Source organism: Pseudomonas sp. B16(2017), assembly GCF_002113205.1.
Classification (GTDB): domain Bacteria; phylum Pseudomonadota; class Gammaproteobacteria; order Pseudomonadales; family Pseudomonadaceae; genus Aquipseudomonas; species Aquipseudomonas pharyngis.
In genome coordinates, this window is sequence record NZ_NEKA01000002.1 from 215,764 (window position 1) to 234,594 (window position 18,831).

The following is an 18,831-nucleotide window of genomic DNA, read 5'->3' on the forward strand; positions in this document are numbered from 1 at the left end:
GCCTAGGCAGCCTGCCGGGCGTGCTAAACTCGCGGCCGTTTTACCTAATCGCTGTATTCTTCAGACGGAACACCCATGGCCAAACGCCAACTCAATCGTCGTCAAAACTGGCGCATCGAAAAGATTCAGGGCGAGCGCGCCGCCCGCGCCGCCAAACGCGAGTCCTCGGCCGTCGAGGCGCTCGAAGGCGGCGACCTCGGCCCGGAACAGCACGGCCTGGTGATCGCCCACTTCGGTGTGCAGGTCGAGGTCGAGGCCGTTGAGGGTGAGCTGGCCGGCCAGGTCTTCCGCTGCCACCTGCGGGCCAACCTGCCGGCGCTGGTCACCGGCGACCGGGTAGTATGGCGCGCCGGCAACCAGGGCATCGGCGTGATCGTCGCGCAACTGCCGCGCACCACCGAGCTGTGCCGTCCGGACAGTCGTGGCCAGCTCAAGCCGGTGGCCGCCAACGTCGACATGATCGTCATCGTCTTCGCCCCGCTGCCCGAACCCCATGCCAACCTGATCGACCGTTATCTGGTCGCCGCCGAACACGCCGGCATCCGTCCGTTGCTGCTGCTGAACAAATTTGACCTGATCGACGAGCAGAACGCCCCGGCGCTGAATGCGCTGCTGGCGGTCTACCGCACGCTGGGTTATCCGGTGCTGGAAGTCTCGGCGCACCACGGCAACGGCATGGAGCAATTGCAAAAGCAGCTCGACGGACGCATCAGCGTGTTCGTCGGCCAGTCCGGTGTCGGCAAGTCGTCGCTGGTCAACAGCCTGCTGCCGGAAGTCGAGACCCGCGTCGGCCCGCTGTCCGAGCTGTCCGGTCAAGGTACGCATACCACGACCACCGCACGTCTGTTCCACTTCCCCGGCGGCGGCGAACTGATCGACTCCCCGGGCATCCGTGAATTCGGCCTCGGCCACGTAAGCCGCGCCGACGTCGAAGCCGGTTTCATCGAGTTCAACGACCTGCTCGGCACCTGCCGCTTCCGCGACTGCAAGCACGATCGCGAACCCGGTTGCGCACTGCTCAAGGCCTTGGAAGACGGCCGCGTGCAGCAGCAGCGAATGAACAGCTACCGCTCGATCATCGCCAGTTTGCCGGAAAACGGTTACTAGACTTTCAAGTAACCAGACACAAAAAAGCCGCGATCATCTCGCGGCTTTTTTGTGGGTCACTGTTTCGGCGCGGGCGCCGGAGCAGCAGGCGCTGGGGCTGGTGCCGCTGCGCCCGGCTCGGTCGGTTTCGGCAGCGGGTCGTCGAACAGGTTCAGCCGTTCGCGCAACTCGTGTGCTGGTACCGGTTGCTGATCCGCCGGCAAGGCGTTCGGGTCGACCGGGGTGGCCGGGGCCGCGCCGTTCTGACCTTGATCCGCCGGTTTCGACGGGTCGGCGCCTTGCGCACCTTCGATGGCCGCCTGGGCTTTCTTCGTCAGCACCACGATGTCGATGCGGCGGTTGACCGGGTTGAACGGGTTCTCCTTGTCGAACAGCGCCGACGAGGCGTAACCCACCACACGCGCCACTTGCGAGTCCGGATAACTGCCCGCCACCAGCGCACGCCGGGCGGCGTTGGCACGGTTGGCCGAAAGCTCCCAGTTGCCGAAATCGCCGTTGCCCACGTAAGGCTTGGCGTCGGTGTGACCGCTGATGCTGATCTTGTTCGGCACCGCCTTGATGGTGTCGGCCATGGCCAGCAGGATGTCTTCGAAGTACGGCTTCAGGCGTGCAGAACCGGAGTCGAACATCGGCCGGTTCTCGGCGTCCATGATCTGGATGCGCAAGCCGTTCGGCGTGATTTCGAAGAGGATCTGGTCCTTGAACTTCTGCAGTTGCGGGTTCTCGTCGACCTTGTTTTGCAGTTCTTGCAGCAACAGTTCCAGACGTTCCTTCTCGACCTGCTCGGCCATGCCTTCAACCTGTTCGGTGTCGACCGTGACCTTGTCCGGTTGCGGCTGCGACTTCACTTCAGGGTTGAGAGTGTTTTCCGGCGCCAGGGTGGGCGTGCCGCCCAGGTCGATGATGTACGGCGTGCCGCTCTCGGAGAAACCGACCGGGTCCTTGAAGTAACCGGCGATGGCGATCTTCTGTTCCGGGGTCGCGGTGGACAGCAGCCACAACACCAGGAAGAACGCCATCATCGCCGTCGCGAAGTCGGCGAAGGCGATCTTCCACGCCCCGCCGTGATGCCCGCCGGCGATGCGCTTGACGCGCTTGATGATTATCGGCTGGTTATTTTCCATGACTTAGCGACCGCGAACGGCTTGTTCCAGCTCGGCAAAGCTTGGACGGTGAGCCGGGTACAGCACCTTGCGACCGAACTCGACAGCCAGCGACGGCGGCATGCCGGAAGCCGAAGCCACCAGCGAGGCCTTGATGGCTTCGTAGACGTTCAGTTCTTCCTTGGCATCGTGCGCCAGAGAGTGCGCCAAAGGACCGAAGAAACCGTACGCCGCGAGAATACCGAAGAAGGTACCTACCAGTGCCGCACCTACGTGCAGACCGATGGATTTCTGATCGCCTTCACCCAGGGAGGCCATGGTCACCACGATACCCAGTACCGCCGCGACGATACCGAAACCCGGCATGGCGTCGGCGATGCCGTTCACCGCGTGGGACGGATGCTCGAGGTCTTCCTTCAGGCTGTACAGTTCCATGTCGAACAGGCCTTCCAGCTCGTGGGGAGCCATGTTGCCGGACGACATGATGCGCAGGTAATCGCAGATGAACGCGGTCATGCGTTCGTCTTTCAGTACCGCCGGGTACTTGGCGAAGATCGGGCTCGCGGCGGCGTCTTCGATGTCGCCTTCGATGGCCATCATGCCTTCGCGGCGGCTCTTGTTGAGGATCTCGTAGATCAGGCCCAGCACTTCCAGATAGAACGTGTGGCTGAAACGCGAACTGAACATGCTCAGGGATTTCTTGAGCACGTGCATCGTCATGTAGCCGGGGTTGGCCTGGAGGAATGCTCCGAGTGCTGCACCGCCGATGATCATTACCTCGAAAGGCTGGATCAGGGCGGCAATCTTGCCGTGGGAGAGCACGTATCCGCCGAGCACGCTCGCGAATACGACGATGATGCCGATAATTTTAGCCATAGGTAGAAAGGTACTTGTTTAAGTCGGGTTCAAGGTCATATTCGGAAGTTAAAAAATCTCTTCTTCTACTTATCGGCAAAACTGCGCCAGACTATAGCCAGTTCAGGCGAAAAGCCAATTTAGCCCATGCCGGGCGCGTCTACAGTCAGTGAAGATCTCGTCCAGACATGGCTAATGAAACGAACGTCCCACACGTAAAACCGACCACACTCGATGGCTGGGTGAAGCTGCTCGACAGCGTTCGCCTGCCGGTGCCGCAAGACGCCCATGACCGGGTCTGCCGGGCGATTCGCGATGACCGCAGCTCGCTGCGCGACATCGCCGACCTGATGCAGGACAGCCCGGCGCTGGCCCTGAGCATCATCCGCGAAGCCAACCGCCACACCCACGGCAACATGAGCGCGCCGGCGGAAAACCTCGAAGTAGCGATCAATCGTCTCGGCCTTGCCCGCACCGAAGAACTGCTGGCTCGCCTGCCCGCCGAACCTGCCGCACAGATCCCCCAGGCCCTGCGCCAGTTGCAGATGATCAGCCAGCACGCCACGCAACAGGCCAACGGTTTTTTCGCCGGTCGCTTGGCGCGACTCTGGCAGGACATTCATTGGGGCAGCCTGTTGTTTCTGTCGCCGCTGTGGCCATTGGCGCTGACCTTTCCCAAACTGCTTGAAGAGTGGGAAGTACGGGTTATCCACAAGGGCGAATCAGCCTGCGATGTCGAGAAACAATTGTTCGGCGTGCGCTTGCTGAAAATCGGCGAAGCGCTGGTGGAAGCCTGGCGTTTGCCGATCTGGGTCCAGCAAGGCTATCGGCTGCTGCTGACCGAACAGCGCGAACTGGTCAAGGTCCTGCGTATCGCCCGCGACGTCGATCATCCGCTGCGTCAGCAAAATCGCCTCGACGACGACCCGACCCTGCGCCGCTGGCTCAATCAGCCGGCCAACACCGTGTTGCTGGCCAACGGCCTGGCACTCTCGGCGCAACAGGCCTGGGACAGTCCGCACAGTGAGCGCTGGCAGTACCTGACCAGCCTCTACCTGCAAATCTCGATGGACGAGGTACAACAACAGTTGCACCAGCAGGCCGCCGTCAGCGCTCGTCATCATTTCATGCCCGACCTCTGGCACCCGGCGGTTTCGCTGCTGTGGCCGTGGGGCACCCGTCGCCTGCCCGCCGGAATGCTGCCGGCTGCGGCGCCGTCCGCTGACGACCTGAGCCAGTGGCGCCGGCAATGCGCCGAGCTGCTGGCCGTGCCAAGCCGCTTCACCAACGCCATGAGCCTGACCGTCGCCGCCCGCGATGCGCTGGTCGCCAGCGGCATGCGTCGGGTAATGATCCTGATGGCTGACCGCAGCCACGCCAATCTGCGCGTCCATCAAACCTCGGGGTTGCCGAAGGAAGCCGCTGCGCTGAATTTCGTCGTCAGCCAGAGTTCGGTGCTGCAACGCTTGCTCGCGCAGCAGGCGCAAGTGCGGATCACCCCGGACAACAACGCCCAGTTTTCCGCCCTGTTGCCGCCCTCGCTGCGCACGCTGTTTCGCGGCGAACACCTGTTCCTGCGCTCGCTGGTAAACAACGGCCGGGTGATCATGATCGTGGTCGCCGACCAGGGTGGAGGGCCGTTCGCCGACATCACTGTGCAAGCCTTCGGCAAAACCGCGCAGTGCATCGAGAAAGCCCTGCACAGTTTTAGCCAGCGCGGCCAATGACAGCTACAATCCTTCCCCTTTGTGCTCTGGAGACCTCACATGTCTGATTTCTCTGGCCTGGCCCTGGTGATCGAGCCGAGCGACCTGCTGCCGCGCCTCGAATCCCGCGATCTGATTCTGGTGGATCTGACCAGTGCCGCCCGCTACGCCGAGGGACACATTCCCGGCGCACGCTTCGTCGATCCGAAACGCACCCAGCTGGGTCAGGCGCCGGCTCCGGGCCTGTTGCCGAGCAAAGAAAAACTCGAAGAACTGTTCGGTGAGCTGGGTCATCGCAAGGACGCGGTCTACGTGGTCTATGACGACGAAGGCGGCGGCTGGGCCGGGCGCTTCATCTGGCTGCTCGACGTGATCGGTCACGACAAGTACCACTACCTCGACGGCGGTCTGCCGGCGTGGCTGGCGGAAGGTTCGCCGATGTCGATCCAGATTCCTCCGGCGGCGGGCGGCCCGGTTGCCCTGACCCTGCACGAGGAACCGACCGCCACCCGCGAATACCTGCAAAGTCGTCTCGGCGCCGCTGACCTGGCAATCTGGGACGCTCGCGGGCCGCTGGAGTATTCCGGCGAAAAGGTCCTGGCGGCCAAGGGTGGACACATCCCCGGCGCGGTCAATTTCGAATGGACGGCGGGCATGGATCAGGCGCGCCAGCTGCGCATCCGTACCGACATGCCGCAGATCCTGGAAAGCCTCGGGATCACCAAAGACAAAGAAATCATTACCCACTGCCAGACCCATCACCGGTCCGGTTTCACTTATCTGGTGGCCAAGGCCCTCGGTTATCCGCGGGTCAAGGGCTACGCCGGTTCCTGGGGCGAATGGGGCAACCACCCCGACACCCCCGTCGAGCTTTAAGGATTTTTAAGGACAGTCATGAAAGAGCGTTTGTTTATCATCAGCCAGTACCTGCTGCCCCATCACTTGCTGTCGCGCCTGGCCGGCTGCGTCGCCGAGTGCCGCGTGCGCTGGTTCAAGAATGCCTTCACCACCTGGTTCGCCAAGCGTTATCAAGTGGACATGTCGCAGGCACTGGTTGAAGACGTGACCGCTTACGAGCATTTCAACGCCTTCTTCACCCGCGCGCTGAAAGACGGCGCACGTCCACTGGACCAGACCCCGGGCGCGATCCTCAGCCCGGCCGACGGCGCGATCAGCCAGCTCGGCCCGATCGAACACGGCCGCATCTTCCAGGCCAAGGGCCACAGCTTCAGCGTGCTGGAACTGCTGGGCGGCGATGCGGCCAATGCAGCGCCGTTCATGGGCGGTGAATTCGCGACTGTTTACCTGTCGCCGAAGGACTACCACCGCGTGCACATGCCGCTGGCCGGCACCCTGCGCGAAATGGTCTACATTCCGGGCCGGATCTTCTCGGTCAACCAGACCACCGCTGAAAACGTTCCGGAACTGTTCGCCCGCAACGAGCGCGTAGCGTGCATCTTCGACACCGAGCGCGGGCCGATGGCCGTGGTGCTGGTGGGCGCGATGATCGTGGCGTCGATTGAAACCGTGTGGGCCGGTCTGGTCACGCCACCGAAGCGCGAACTGAAAACCTTCCGTTACGACGAAGCCGCCCGTGCGCCGATTCATCTGGAAAAAGGTGCGGAACTGGGGCGCTTCAAGCTAGGTTCGACCGCAATCGTGCTGTTCGGGCCGGATCAGGTTAGATGGGTTGAAGAATTGAAAGCCGGCTCGCCGGTACAGATGGGTCAGGCCTTGGCAATGTCGAACGCCTGAACCGGTTGATCCGCCCTTTCGCACGTCTGCGAAGGGGCGGACACGACCTGGGTGGCGCCGTTACTCTATCTGCCCACGGAAGCCGATCGGCCCTTCGTTGGCGTAGGTATTGGTGCCGCTGAGGTTTTTCCCGCCGTCACTCGACGTGACGCTCAACGCGATAACGTTCTGGTTATCCCGCCCGCCGATCACCCACTTGCCACCTGGATGCCAGGGGGCATCGTTGCCACCCCACTGGTTTTCGACGTTGTACTGGTTCTGGCCAGTGCGCTGAGCCTTGAAGCCAATAGGGCCTTCACCAGCGTACGTCATGGTGCCGGTAAAGGTTTTGCCACCGTCGCCGGACTTGATCTCGATCGCGACGACGTTCTGGTTGTCCCGCGCGCCCAGCACCCAGGTTCCACCCGGATGCCAAGGTGCCGAACTACCGCCCCATTGATTTGCCACTGCGTATTTAGACATGAACCTCATCTCCTTGAAGTTTCGGGAGACCTGCCCCGACGTTGACGGCAGGCCGTGCAACCGTGCGTTTCCGATCGCACGCCTGAGAGACTAGTAGCGCCTGCGGGAATGGCACCAGGCCAGCAGACCAACGGTAAAAAACCCTGACAAACACCTGCGAAACAGACCACAACTGCTAGAGTTTTTGGCATTGCCCTATTCGCCGCCGGAGCTTGTCACGGCATGAGTGAGCCACGATCCCGACCACCACTGAGCGCCCCGACGCCCACGCAGTTGCGCCTGTCCTTCTGTGAAGCCACCCCGCGCGACCTCAAGCGCTGGATCGCCGACCTGCCCAAGGCCAACATCGGCGAAACCGCGCGCCTGCTGTACCAAGGCCTCAACGAACTCAATCAACTGCTGACCCCCAGCGACAACCGTCTGCATTTACTTGAGCTGTTGCGGCCCGAGGTGTATTTCGTCTGCCAGCATCTGGAACGGCATTTTCTGCATCAGGCGATCATGCTCGATGAGCGCTCACGCAAGATCAGCAATCTGTGCCAGGCCCTGCAAAGTCAGCTGGCCATCGGTTACAAACACATCATTCTGCGGATCGCGCCCAAGTACTCCCGGGATCGCGCAGCCCTGGTGAGCGAAGCGCTGCAGCGGGCGGCCCACGCGCTGAAAGGGCAACTGGTTCGCGCCACGCAGCTGTACAGCCCGGCGCCGGAACAGCTGTGGTTCGAACTGCATCAATTGTTTCGCTGCGCCTGCGAGCTGCAACTGCAGCATCGCCGGGTACGCGACGACCTCGCCAGTCTGACCGGCGAGTTGAGTGTCGAACAGACCTACCTCGCGGCCCTGTTGCTGGGCAGCGCTCGCTGCAATCAGTTGCGCCAGAATCAGATCGCGCGCCTGGCCCAAGTGGTCGAGCCCTGGAGCGCGTGGCTGAAGCTGCAGCCCGCCAATCCGGGCGCGGGCTTGTTCGCGGTCTCGGCAGACATCGACGCCGGCCCGCGTTACCGCTCGCAGTTTCGCAGCGAGCAACAGGCAGGGTTGCTCGGTTTCGATCCGCAACCGTTGGTGAATGCCATCGAGGCCCACCTTCAGCATCAGGACACAACGACGCCGCTGCCCGTGCCGTCGGGTCTGACCCTCGATACCCTGCAACACCTGCACGCGACCTGGGGCGAAGCCGCCGAGCGCAGCTTTCAGCGCACCGTCGGCCAGGGCAACCTGACCGTGTGCGTCGGCATGAGCGCCCTGCACTTCTACCTCGGCGGCGAACGCACTTTCAGCGAATTGCTCAAGCACCCCGGCGCCCGTGCGGCGAATTTCAGCCGCGCGGTGGTTCAGGGCGAAAAGGACAGCTGGAGCCAGGCGTTCGATGCCGCGCCACAGGGTACGTCCGACGAATTGTTGCCCTACGAGGAAATCCGTTACGAACCGCTGGCCGACGACGAAAGCGACACCGACAGCCCGCCGCACTACCCGACCTATGCCTTGCCCGTCATCAACCACAGCCCCGGCGGTTATTGCCTGGCCTGGCCAAAAGAAGTACCTGCCGAATTGCAGGCCGGGGAAATGGTCGGGATTCAGGACAGCCTCAATCAGGGCTGGAGCATTGCCGTGGTGCGCTGGATCCGCCAGGTGCGCGGCGCCGGTACGCAAATGGGCATCGAACTGGTGGCGCCCCACGCTCAGCCCTGCGGCTTGCAGTTGGTGCGCACCCGGGATGATCACAGTCATTACCTGCGAGGGTTGTTATTGCCGGAAATCAGTGCGATCGACTTGCCGGCGACGTTACTGGCGCCACGGCTGCCGTTTCAGGAAGGCAACAAAGTGCTGATCAACACCCTGGGCGAAGAGCACCGCGCCGGGCTGGATCGGCGGGTGGCCAGCACCCACAGCTTCAATCAGTTTGCCTATCGCTCGCTGGAGGCCGCGCAGAATGGCGGCAGCGAAGAGGATTTCGACTCGTTGTGGAAATCCCTTTGAGTGGAGTCGGATAATCCTGGGCGCCCCTTTCGCGAGCAAGCCCGCTCCCACATTTGAAAGGCATTCCAATGTGGGAGCGGGCTTGCTCGTGAAGGGGCCAAGAGCTTTCAGAGCTGTCCGTCGCGATCGCGGAAGCCCAGCAGGTACAACACGCCATCCAGCCCCAGGGTCGAAATCGCCTGCTTCGCCGACTGTTTGACCAGCGGTTTGGCGCGGAACGCCACGCCCAGACCGGCAATCGCCAGCATCGGCAGGTCGTTGGCGCCGTCGCCCACGGCGATGGTCTGTTCCAGGCGCAAGCCTTCTTTTTCAGCCAGCTGCTTCAGCAGATCGGCCTTGCGCTGGGCATCGACGATCGGCTCGATCGCCACGCCGGTGCACTTGCCGTCGACCACTTCCAGTTCGTTGGCGAACACGTAATCGATGCCGAGTTTGGCCTGCAATTGCTTGGCGAAATAGGTGAAGCCGCCCGACAGGATCGCGGTCTTGTAGCCCAGGCGCTTGAGTTCGGCGAACAGGGTTTCGGCGCCCTCGGTCAGGCGCAGCGAGGCGCCGATCGAATCGAGCACGCTGACATCCAGGCCCTTGAGCAGCGCCAGACGCTCCTTGAAGCTGGCGCGAAAGTCCAGCTCGCCGGCCATCGCCCGCTCGGTGATTTGCGAAACCTGGTCGCCAACGCCGGCGGCCTTGGCCAGTTCGTCGATGACCTCGGCTTCGATCAGGGTCGAGTCCATGTCGAACACCGCCAGACGACGGTTGCGACGGAACAGCGAATCTTCCTGGAAGGCGATGTCGACGTTCAGCTCCTGAGCCACGCTGAGGAACTCGGCGCGCAGGGCCTGCGGATCGGCGGCTTCGCCACGCACGGAGAACTCGATGCAGCCCTTGCCCTTGTCCGCCGGAGTGTCCAGCGGCATGCGACCCGACAGACGGTCGATATGGTCGATGTTCAGGCCGTATTTGGCGGTGATCGAGCTCACGGCCTGCAACTGGCCGGCGGTGACCTTGCGAGTCAGCAGGGTAACGATGTGGCGTTTCTTGCCCTGATTGCCCACCCATTGCTGGTAATCCTCTTCGGACACCGGGGTGAAGCGCACCTGCTGGTCGAGCTCATAGCCCTTGAACAGGATGTCCTTGAGCACCGACTTGCCCTGCTCGGAGTCGGGGATTTCCACAAGGATGCCGAACGACAGCATGTCGTGGATCACCGCCTGACCGATGTCGAGGATATTCACACCACCCTGGGCCAGAACACCGGTAATGGCCGCTGTCAGACCCGGACGGTCGACTCCCGTGATGTTAATCAGGACGATTTCGCGCAACGCGCACCCCCGCAACTGGAAAAAAACCGCATTCTACCCACTTTCAGTGACCATCGGGCACCGCCAGCGCTTTGCCGGTCTAGGGCCTGTCGCTATACTGCGCGTCAACTTCACGGACAAAAGAGCCGAGCTCAGTGAACCGGCCCACGCCAGTTAAAACCGATAACTTCTTTCTGCTGATCTTCCGTGCACTGCGCCACCGCCGTGTACCGATTGCATTGCGCATCGCCAGCCATAACGTGATCCTGGTCGCCCTGGCCCTGGTGATCTATGCCTGCGTGATGGGCCTGCAGTTCAAGCAGGCCATGCACGAGCAGGCCGATGCGCTGGGCGAAAGCCTGACCACGCAGACCGCCACCTCCGCCACCGAACTGCTGGTGTCCAACGACATCCTCAGCCTCAACGTGCTGCTCAACAACCTGACCAAGAACAAACTGGTGGCCCACGCCGCCATCTACAGTGTGGACAACCGCATCCTCGCCGAGTCCGGTCAGCGGCCCAAGCACGGCCTGCTCGGCGAAGCCGAGGGCATGTACGAGAGCAAGATCACCTTTCAGGACGTGACCGCCGGACAACTGCGCATCAGCCTGGACATGGATCAGTTCCAGCAGCCGATGACCATCAGCCTGCAAAGCATGGGCATCCTGAGTGCGATCCTGCTGGCACTGTCCCTGGCCCTGAGCCTGCGTCTGGGCCGGCACATCTCTACACCGCTGCTGCAATTGCGCGTGTGGCTGCGCCGTATCGACGAATACACGCCGGGTATCGAGCGTCAGGACGAGATCGGCGATCTTGCCCGCCAGTTGCACGCCAACTACGCCCCGGAGCCGGCCGAACCGGAGCCCGAGCCGGAGCCCGAGTTCGAGGACGACGAGCCGGAATTCGAAGTGCGCAACCTGCGTGATCCGAGTTTCGACGAAAGCCGCCCGATGGCTGCGCAGAAGCCTGCGCCTCGCCATGTGGTCAGCACCGTTGAAGACGACGATGACGAAGACCCGTTCGCCGATCTGCGTGACGAATCGCTGAGCGATACCGCGCAACCGGCCGTGCGCCGACCGACCCCGAGCGTGCCGCAACACACGGCGGTGCTGGCGGTGCAATTGGGCTCGCAGGAACAACTGCGCCGTTTGCCGCGTGCACGTCTGGAAGAGTTGCAGGATCGCTACCGCGACTGTCTGGAGCAGGCCGCTTCGCTGTATCAGGGCGAAATCGAAACCCTGAACGACGGCAGCACCCTGATGCTGTTCCACACTGAAGACAGCGGCGACGATTACCTGACCAACGCCATCTGCTGCGGCGAGCTGCTGCGGGCGCTGGGCCACCAGTTGCAGATCGAAGTCGCCGACAGCGGCATCACCTTGCAATTGCAGCTGGGCCTGACACTCGGCGACGAACTGTTCGGCCTGAGCCAGATCGACCTGTTGCTGACCGATTCCGCCCAGGACGCCCTGGCCCTGTCGCAACACAGCCGCAACCTGCTGCTGGTGGAGCGCAAGATCGGTGACGACGCGCTGATTCGCCAGCGCGCACGAATCCGGCCGATTGCCAGCCCTGAGGGGGCTTGCTGTGTGGAGCGGTTGATGGAGCCTTATCCGTCAATGCTTGAGCGGCAACTGGCGCGGATGCATGAGCGCCGGGCCTAAGCCTTAGCCCAGAAACGATGAAGCCCGCAGACACGCGATTGTCTGCGGGCTTTTTTGTTGCCTGTGCCAGCCCCTTCGCGAGCAGGCTCGCACACACTTGATCAGCGGCGCCCACACTTCCTGTGGGAGCGAGCCTGCTCGCGAAGAGGCCGGCTGCCATACCGTAGATATCCCGCCAACAGACACAACAAAGCCCGCACAAGGCGGGCTCTGTCCTGACTCATTCCAGCCTTAGAAGCGGAACACTTCCATATCGGTACGAATCGGCGAAGCCATCGGTATCTTCGGCTGCTTTTCGGCTTCCGCCGCCGGCGCTGCCGGTTTCGGTGCCGACTTGCGTGGCGCCTCGGCGACCGGTGGCTGATTGGCCAACGGTTTGAGCGCTACCGACAGTTGCTCGGCCAGACGCTGCAACAACACGCCCTGCGCCTGCACCTGTGCGGCGGTGGTACCGGCATGTTGCTCCTGCAGATGGACGATGCGGTTGTCGCGCACCTGGCCACGGCGGTCGATCAGGCGCCATTGCGCGTCCAGAATCGCCGGTTGCTTGGCACCGGAATCCAGACGAGTGATGGTCAACAGCACCTGCACATCCGGGGTGAAGCCCAGGGTCGCTGGCGCCAGCACCACGCGCTGACTGTCCAGATGCCCGGCAACCTGACGCAACAGCAACTGATCGATGTCCGATGAAAGGCTACCGGCCCAGCGACCATCGGTCGAGGCCTGAAGGCTGCCGTCCGGCTGACGCTGCAACAGGGTTTCCCGTTGCAGGTAATCGGCAACGATCACAGGGCCCAGCAAAACTGCCATGCCCGCGCTTTGCGCAGGCTGGGCCGGACTTCCGCTGTCCAGCTGATACAGCGACACCGGCTGGTGAACGCTGCAACCCGCCAGGCCAAGAACGCCGGCGAGCAGGAAAATAAGGGGGCGCAGAGAAGTCATCATCCCGTCCAGGTGGCCGCCACAAGGCTGACCACAGTGAAAATACTCAATAAATATGAATAACGCTCGGCCACGCCGGCGCTTGGAAAGGCCATATCATCCGTGAATATGCGTTCCGACTCCAGCGCCAAAGCGCCGATCTACGGGTTAAATCGTAGATCGGACGCTCTAGAGAGGCGTTCTCAGTCATTTTCTCCGAAGGAGAAATGAGTGCGACCGCTTCCTGGCCGCTTAATTGAGGTTTTCGACGAGCAGCGCATCCACCCGCTGGAAGCCACGTGGCAGTTTGTTACCACGGCGACCACGCTCACCTTTGTAGTGTTCGAGGTCATCGGCCTTCAGCGACAAGGTGCGTTTTCCGGCCTGCAGCACCAAGGTGGCGCCTTCCGGAAGAACGGCGATGTCCGTGACATATTCTTCGCGACTGGCCACACGCTCACCGGAAATACCGATGATCTTGTTGCCCTTGCCCTTCCCTAATTGTGGCAGATCGCTGATCTTGAAGATCAGCAGGCGACCCTCGGTCGTCACCGAGGCCAGCCAGTTGTGCTCGCGGTCAGCGACCGGACGCGGCGCAATCACCTTGGCGTTGTTCGGCAGGCTCAACAGCGCCTTGCCGGCCTTGTTCTTGGCTTGCAGGTCTTCGCCTTTCACCACAAAACCGTAGCCGGCGTCGGAGGCGATCACGTACAGCGAGTCCTCTTCAGGCATCAGCACGCATTCGAACGTTGCACCCGGCGGCGGCGTCAGACGGCCGGTCAACGGCTCGCCCTGGCCCCGCGCCGATGGCAGGGTGTGGGTGGCCAGCGAGTAACTGCGGCCCGTGGAGTCGATGACCACGGCCGACTGGTTCGAACGCCCCGCCGCCGAGGTCTTGAAGCCGTCGCCGGCCTTGTACGACAGGCCGGTCGCATCGATATCGTGGCCCTTGGCCGAACGGATCCAGCCTTTTTCCGACAGCACGACGGTGACTTTCTCGTTCGGCAGCAGATCGTGCTCGGTCAGCGCCTTGGCTTCCGCACGTTCAACGATTGGCGACCGACGGTCATCGCCGTAAGTTTCGGCATCTTTCAACAGTTCGCTGCGCACAAGTTTCTTCAACTTGGCTTCGCTGCCCAGCAGGGCTTGCAGCTTGGCCTGTTCCTTGAGCAGTTCGTCCTGCTCGTCACGCAGCTTCATCTCTTCCAGTCGCGCCAACTGACGCAGACGGGTGTCGAGGATGTAGTCGGCCTGGATTTCGCTGAGGGCAAAACGCTCGATCAGCTTGGCTTTCGGATGCTCCTCGGTGCGAATGATATGGATCACTTCATCCAGGTTGAGGTAGGCAATCAGCAAACCGTCCAACAGGTGCAGGCGGCGCTCGACCTTGTCGAGGCGAAATTGCAAGCGGCGACGCACGGTCAGCACGCGGAATTCCAGCCACTCCACCAGCAGCGTACGGAGGTTTTTCAGCTGCGGCTTGCCGTCCAGACCGATGATGTTGACGTTGACCCGGTAGGTCGACTCCAGCTCGGTGCTGGCGAACAGGTGCTGCATCAGTGCTTCGTGATCGACACGGCTGTTGACCGGGATGATCACGATGCGGCACGGGTTTTCGTGGTCGGATTCGTCGCGAAGATCGGCGATCTGCGGCGCTTTCGACGGTTTGGCCTGCATCAGCGCAGCGATCTGTTCCAGCACCTTGGCCCCGGAGACCTGGTGCGGCAGCGCGGTGACGATGATGTCGCCGTCCTCGACGTGGTACACGGCGCGCATGCGCACCGAGCCCTTGCCGGTTTCGTACATTTTCAACAGGTCGGCGCGCGGGGTGATGATTTCTGCTTCGGTCGGATAGTCCGGGCCCTGAATGTGCTCGCAGAGCTGTTCGACCGTGGCTTTCGGCTCGTCAAGCAGGCGCACGCACGCGGTGGCGACTTCGCGCAGGTTGTGCGGCGGTACGTCGGTGGCCATACCCACGGCGATGCCGGTGGTGCCGTTGAGCAGGATGTTCGGCAAACGTGCCGGCAACACCAGAGGTTCCTGCAGGGTGCCGTCGAAGTTCGGGCCCCAGTCTGCGGTGCCCTGGCCCAGTTCGCTGAGCAGTACTTCGGAATAACGCGACAGCCGCGCTTCGGTGTAACGCATGGCGGCGAAGGATTTCGGATCGTCCGGCGCACCCCAGTTGCCCTGGCCGTCCACCAGCGTGTAGCGATAGCTGAACGGCTGGGCCATCAGCACCATCGCTTCGTAGCACGCCGAGTCACCGTGGGGGTGGAACTTGCCGAGCACGTCGCCGACGGTACGCGCCGACTTCTTGTGCTTTGAATCGGCATCCAGCCCCAGCTCGCTCATGGCGTAGACGATACGCCGCTGTACCGGTTTCAGGCCGTCGCCGATATGCGGCAGGGCACGGTCCATGATCACGTACATGGAGTAGTTGAGGTAGGCATTTTCGGTGAAGTCAGCCAGCGAGCGGCGTTCTACACCGTCCAGGCTGAGATCAAGGGAGTCGCTCATGCGGGCCTCATCGGTTCGTTGTCTGGCGCAGCAGCATGGTGCCACCGCGCTGGGTAAATTCAAGTTTGTTCAGGGCGCTCATGCCGAGCAGCACCTGATCGCCATGCAGGCCGGGCACCACCAGTGCGCGGACATCCCGCAACACGATGTCGCCCAGTTGCAGGCGGTCGATACGGGTGCGATAGCCCTGGCTCAGGCCATTGGCCGTGCTCAAGGTCACACCGAAACCTTCTTCCAGCCTGAGGTCTTTCGCCACCTCGGCCGGGATTGCCACATCGGTCGCGCCGGTGTCGAGCATGAACTCCACCGGCCGACCGTTGATCAGGCCGCTGGCGACAAAATGTCCCTGGGCGTTGCCGATCAGTTTCACTTCTATAAAGCCATTGCCCTGCTGCGAAGCCACTTCCACATTGGGATTACGCTGGCGTTCTTCCCACTGGCCGAAAAACCGCGTGGCCAGAAACAGCGCCGCGCACCAGGCCAGAATCATCAGCACCCGACCGGCACGCTTGCCCGGCGGTTGCTGGCTCACGGCTTGGCGCTCCAGCCACCGTCCGGCGCGGCGAAACGCCAGATGATCGGGCGAACCTCGCCATCGGCGCGCGGGCCGAAATTGTTGTCGACGCCGATCCAGGCCCCCTGAGCATCGACCACCAGCGCCTCTTCCAGGCCGAAGTTCTGCGAATAACGCCGATTGGCCTGCAACAGCTCGGCCGCATACGACCAGCAGAGCTCGACCCTGGCCGTCTGCGCATCGCGACGACAGATCTGGTACGCGTTGCGCTCAAGGGTAAACAGCTTGCCGTTGAACAGGGAGATATCGGAAAAATCCCGATTGACCGGACGGGCTTTCGGGAACTGCGGCGGTTGCATTTCCATGCCGCCTTCACTGAGCAGCACGCAGCGACCGTCACAATCCCATACCGTCTGCTGGCGTTTGATCAGCAACAAACCGCGACTTTGCCGCTCGGCAGCCAGCCACATCTGATCGCCCGCCGGACTGATCGCCAGACCTTCAAATATCGCGTTGAACTGCAGCAACATGCCGCTGGCCCGCGCCTCGCGCACCATCATCGGCGAGATTTTCAGCCACGACGACGGCCCCTGCGGCGGTACTTGCAGCACGGCCGCGTGGGCCTCGCTGACGATGTAGCGGTTGCCTGCGCTGTCACAGCTGATGCCTTCGAAATCCAGATCCCCGCCCCGAATGAACGACGCCGCCCAGGTGCGCGAACTGATGCCCCACGGCAAGCCGCTGTCCGGCACTTTCGGCGGATCGATGCGTACGGCCGTAGCCTGCCAGACCCGGTCGCGGATATCGAGACGGTAGATCTGATCATCGTCGCGGTCCGAAACGGTCCACAGGTCATTGCCGCACAAGGCCAGCCCCGACAGGTTGCCGCCGCGCATGCCTTCGACCGGGTGTTCGGCGAGCACGCGCAGCTCTTGCACAGGCTCTGCCGTCACCGTCATCGAACCCAGCAGCAATGCACCCGCCAAGGCCCAGCCAAACCGCATCAGGCCAGAACCTCGGCGAGGTTACCCTTGGATTCGAGCCAGGTCTTGCGGTCGCCGGCGCGCTTTTTCGCCAGCAACATGTCCATCATTTCCGAGGTCTGTGCGAAGTCGTCCCCGAGGGTCAACTGCACCAGGCGCCGGGTGTTCGGGTCCATGGTGGTTTCGCGCAGTTGCGGCGGGTTCATTTCACCCAGACCTTTGAATCGGGTGACCTGCGGCTTGCCGCGCTTCTTCTCGGCCACCAGACGGTCGAGGATCCCGTCGCGCTCGGCTTCGTCGAGGGCGTAGTAGATTTCTTTGCCCAGATCGATGCGGTACAGCGGCGGCATTGCCACATAGACATGACCGGCATCCACCAGCGGGCGGAAATGCTGGACGAACAAGGCGCAGAGCAAGGTCGCGATGTGCAGACCGTCGGAGTCGGCGTCGGCGAGGATGCAGATCTTGCCGTAGCGCAGCTGGCTCATGTCCTCGGCGCCCGGATCGACACCGATGGCCACGGCGATGTTGTGCACTTCCTGGCTGGCCAACACTTCGCTGCCGTCGACTTCCCAGGTGTTGAGGATCTTGCCGCGCAACGGCAGGATCGCCTGGAATTCCTTGTCTCGCGCCTGCTTGGCCGAACCGCCGGCGGAATCACCTTCCACCAGGAACAGCTCGGAACGCATCGGGTCCTGCCCGGCGCAATCGGCCAGTTTGCCCGGCAATGCCGGGCCCTGGGTGATGCGTTTGCGCTCGACTTTCTTGCTGGCTTTCAGGCGACGGCCGGCGTTGCTGATTGCCAGCTCTGCCAGGGCCAGACCGGTTTCCGGGTTGGCGTTGAGCCACAGGCTGAACGCGTCCTTGACCACACCGGAGACAAACGCCGCCGCTTCACGGGAAGACAGACGTTCCTTGGTCTGACCGGAGAATTGCGGTTCCTGCATCTTCATCGACAGGACGAAAGCAATGCGTTCCCAGACGTCTTCCGGTGCCAGCTTCACGCCGCGCGGCAGCAGGCTGCGGAATTCGCAGAACTCGCGCATCGCGTCGAGCAAGCCCTGACGCAGGCCGTTGACGTGGGTGCCGCCCTGCTCCGTCGGGATCAGGTTGACGTAGCTTTCAGTGACCGAGGTGCCGCCTTCCGGCAGCCACAGCAGCGCCCACTCGACCGCTTCCTTGGTGCCGGCCAGGTTGCCGCAGAACGGCGCATCCGGCAGGCGCTCGAATTCGCTGACCGCATCCACCAGATAGGAGCGCAGGCCGTCTTCGTAATGCCACTCGACCTTTTCGCCGGTGCCTTTGTCTTCGAAACTGATCAACAGCCCCGGGCACAGAACGGCCTTGGCCTTGAGCACGTGCTTGAGGCGGCTGATGGAGAATTTTGGTGAGTCGAAGTATTTCGGGTCCGGCGCGAAGTACACGCTGGTCCCGGTATTGCGCTTGCCGACGGTGCCGATCACTTGCAGATCGGTGGCCTTGAAGCCGTCGGCGAAGGTCATTTCGTATTCGTTGCCGTCACGCTTGACCCGCACCCGTACCTGGGTCGACAAGGCGTTGACCACGGAAATACCCACCCCGTGCAGACCGCCGGAGAACTGGTAGTTCTTGTTGGAAAACTTGCCGCCCGCATGGAGCTTGGTGAGGATCAGTTCAACGCCCGACACCCCCTCTTCCGGGTGGATGTCAACCGGCATGCCACGGCCGTCGTCGCAGACTTCCAGCGAATGGTCGGCGTGGAGGATGACCTGGATCGATTTGGCGTGGCCGGCCAGGGCTTCGTCGACACTGTTATCGATGACTTCCTGGGCGAGGTGGTTCGGCCGACTGGTGTCGGTGTACATGCCGGGGCGCTTGCGCACCGGGTCGAGGCCCGAGAGGACTTCGATGGCGTCGGCGTTATAGGAGCTAGCGCTGGGAGTGGCCATAGGGTCTCGTCGTCAGTGATTCAATGAAAATGGGGCAA

The 18,831-nt window shown here is 62.5% G+C and carries 15 protein-coding genes; 6 read left to right on the forward strand and 9 right to left on the reverse strand.

Translation table 11 applies throughout. From position 1 onward, the window contains the following. Positions 1 to 75 precede the first annotated feature (75 nt). Positions 76 to 1,107, forward strand: a complete 1,032-nt coding sequence (gene rsgA, locus CAG25_RS03690) for a small ribosomal subunit biogenesis GTPase RsgA (protein ID WP_085611069.1) — start codon at positions 76 to 78, stop codon at positions 1,105 to 1,107. A gap of 56 nt (positions 1,108 to 1,163) precedes the next feature. On the opposite strand, the gene motB is transcribed toward rsgA, so the two are convergent. Both motB and motA read right to left on the reverse strand, forming a co-directional pair. After that, a complete protein-coding gene (gene motB, locus CAG25_RS03695) occupies positions 1,164 to 2,231 on the reverse strand; it encodes a flagellar motor protein MotB (RefSeq protein WP_085611070.1) in 1,068 nt (355 codons plus the stop codon). Positions 2,232 to 2,234: 3 nt separating this feature from the next. Continuing rightward, the gene (gene motA, locus CAG25_RS03700; RefSeq protein WP_007952169.1) at positions 2,235 to 3,086 is read right to left on the reverse strand and encodes a flagellar motor stator protein MotA; all 852 of its coding nucleotides are present in this window, start codon (positions 3,084 to 3,086) and stop codon (positions 2,235 to 2,237) included. A gap of 167 nt (positions 3,087 to 3,253) precedes the next feature. On the opposite strand from motA, the gene CAG25_RS03705 reads away from it, so the two are divergent. Genes CAG25_RS03705 through asd form a run of 3 tightly spaced genes read left to right on the forward strand, consistent with a single transcriptional unit; the run spans position 3,254 to position 6,526 of the window. Continuing rightward, positions 3,254 to 4,792, forward strand: coding sequence for an HDOD domain-containing protein (locus CAG25_RS03705; protein ID WP_085611071.1), 1,539 nt, complete (start codon positions 3,254 to 3,256; stop codon positions 4,790 to 4,792). A gap of 39 nt (positions 4,793 to 4,831) precedes the next feature. After that, a complete protein-coding gene (locus tag CAG25_RS03710) occupies positions 4,832 to 5,647 on the forward strand; it encodes a rhodanese-like domain-containing protein (protein WP_039766622.1) in 816 nt (271 codons plus the stop codon). 18 nt (positions 5,648 to 5,665) lie between these two features. Next, positions 5,666 to 6,526, forward strand: coding sequence for an archaetidylserine decarboxylase (gene asd / locus CAG25_RS03715; protein ID WP_085611072.1), 861 nt, complete (start codon positions 5,666 to 5,668; stop codon positions 6,524 to 6,526). 60 nt (positions 6,527 to 6,586) lie between these two features. Here asd and CAG25_RS03720 read toward each other — a convergent pair whose 3' ends face one another. Beyond that, positions 6,587 to 6,988, reverse strand: coding sequence for a hypothetical protein (locus tag CAG25_RS03720; RefSeq protein WP_039766619.1), 402 nt, complete (start codon positions 6,986 to 6,988; stop codon positions 6,587 to 6,589). Positions 6,989 to 7,210: 222 nt separating this feature from the next. Between CAG25_RS03720 and CAG25_RS03725 the strand changes: the two genes are divergently transcribed. Next, entirely contained in the window at positions 7,211 to 8,965 is a 1,755-nt protein-coding gene (locus CAG25_RS03725) for a molecular chaperone (RefSeq protein ID WP_085611073.1), read from the forward strand. A gap of 107 nt (positions 8,966 to 9,072) precedes the next feature. On the opposite strand, the gene serB is transcribed toward CAG25_RS03725, so the two are convergent. Further along, positions 9,073 to 10,287, reverse strand: coding sequence for a phosphoserine phosphatase SerB (gene serB / locus CAG25_RS03730; RefSeq protein WP_039766615.1), 1,215 nt, complete (start codon positions 10,285 to 10,287; stop codon positions 9,073 to 9,075). A gap of 134 nt (positions 10,288 to 10,421) precedes the next feature. Between serB and CAG25_RS03735 the strand changes: the two genes are divergently transcribed. Continuing rightward, entirely contained in the window at positions 10,422 to 11,930 is a 1,509-nt protein-coding gene (locus CAG25_RS03735) for an AhpA/YtjB family protein (RefSeq protein WP_074689624.1), read from the forward strand. 231 nt (positions 11,931 to 12,161) lie between these two features. Here the strand turns inward: CAG25_RS03735 and CAG25_RS03740 are convergent, their stop codons facing one another. From CAG25_RS03740 to parE, 5 genes are all read right to left on the reverse strand, one after another. Beyond that, a complete protein-coding gene (locus CAG25_RS03740) occupies positions 12,162 to 12,872 on the reverse strand; it encodes a membrane integrity-associated transporter subunit PqiC (protein ID WP_039766610.1) in 711 nt (236 codons plus the stop codon). Between the two features lie 231 nt (positions 12,873 to 13,103). After that, on the reverse strand, positions 13,104 to 15,368 hold the full coding sequence (gene parC, locus CAG25_RS03745; RefSeq protein WP_085611074.1) for a DNA topoisomerase IV subunit A: 2,265 nt from the start codon (positions 15,366 to 15,368) through the stop codon (positions 13,104 to 13,106). Between the two features lie 7 nt (positions 15,369 to 15,375). Continuing rightward, positions 15,376 to 15,900 carry a TIGR02281 family clan AA aspartic protease gene (locus CAG25_RS03750; RefSeq protein ID WP_085611075.1) on the reverse strand — a complete coding sequence of 175 codons (525 nt, stop codon included), beginning with the start codon at positions 15,898 to 15,900 and terminating at the stop codon, positions 15,376 to 15,378. Continuing rightward, the gene (locus CAG25_RS03755; protein ID WP_085611076.1) at positions 15,897 to 16,886 is read right to left on the reverse strand and encodes an esterase-like activity of phytase family protein; all 990 of its coding nucleotides are present in this window, start codon (positions 16,884 to 16,886) and stop codon (positions 15,897 to 15,899) included. The genes CAG25_RS03750 and CAG25_RS03755 overlap by 4 nt, the downstream gene beginning before the upstream one ends. Next, complete coding sequence (gene parE / locus CAG25_RS03760; protein ID WP_039766602.1) at positions 16,886 to 18,793, reverse strand: DNA topoisomerase IV subunit B; 1,908 nt, start codon at positions 18,791 to 18,793, stop codon at positions 16,886 to 16,888. The genes CAG25_RS03755 and parE overlap by 1 nt, the downstream gene beginning before the upstream one ends. Positions 18,794 to 18,831: the final 38 nt, after the last annotated feature.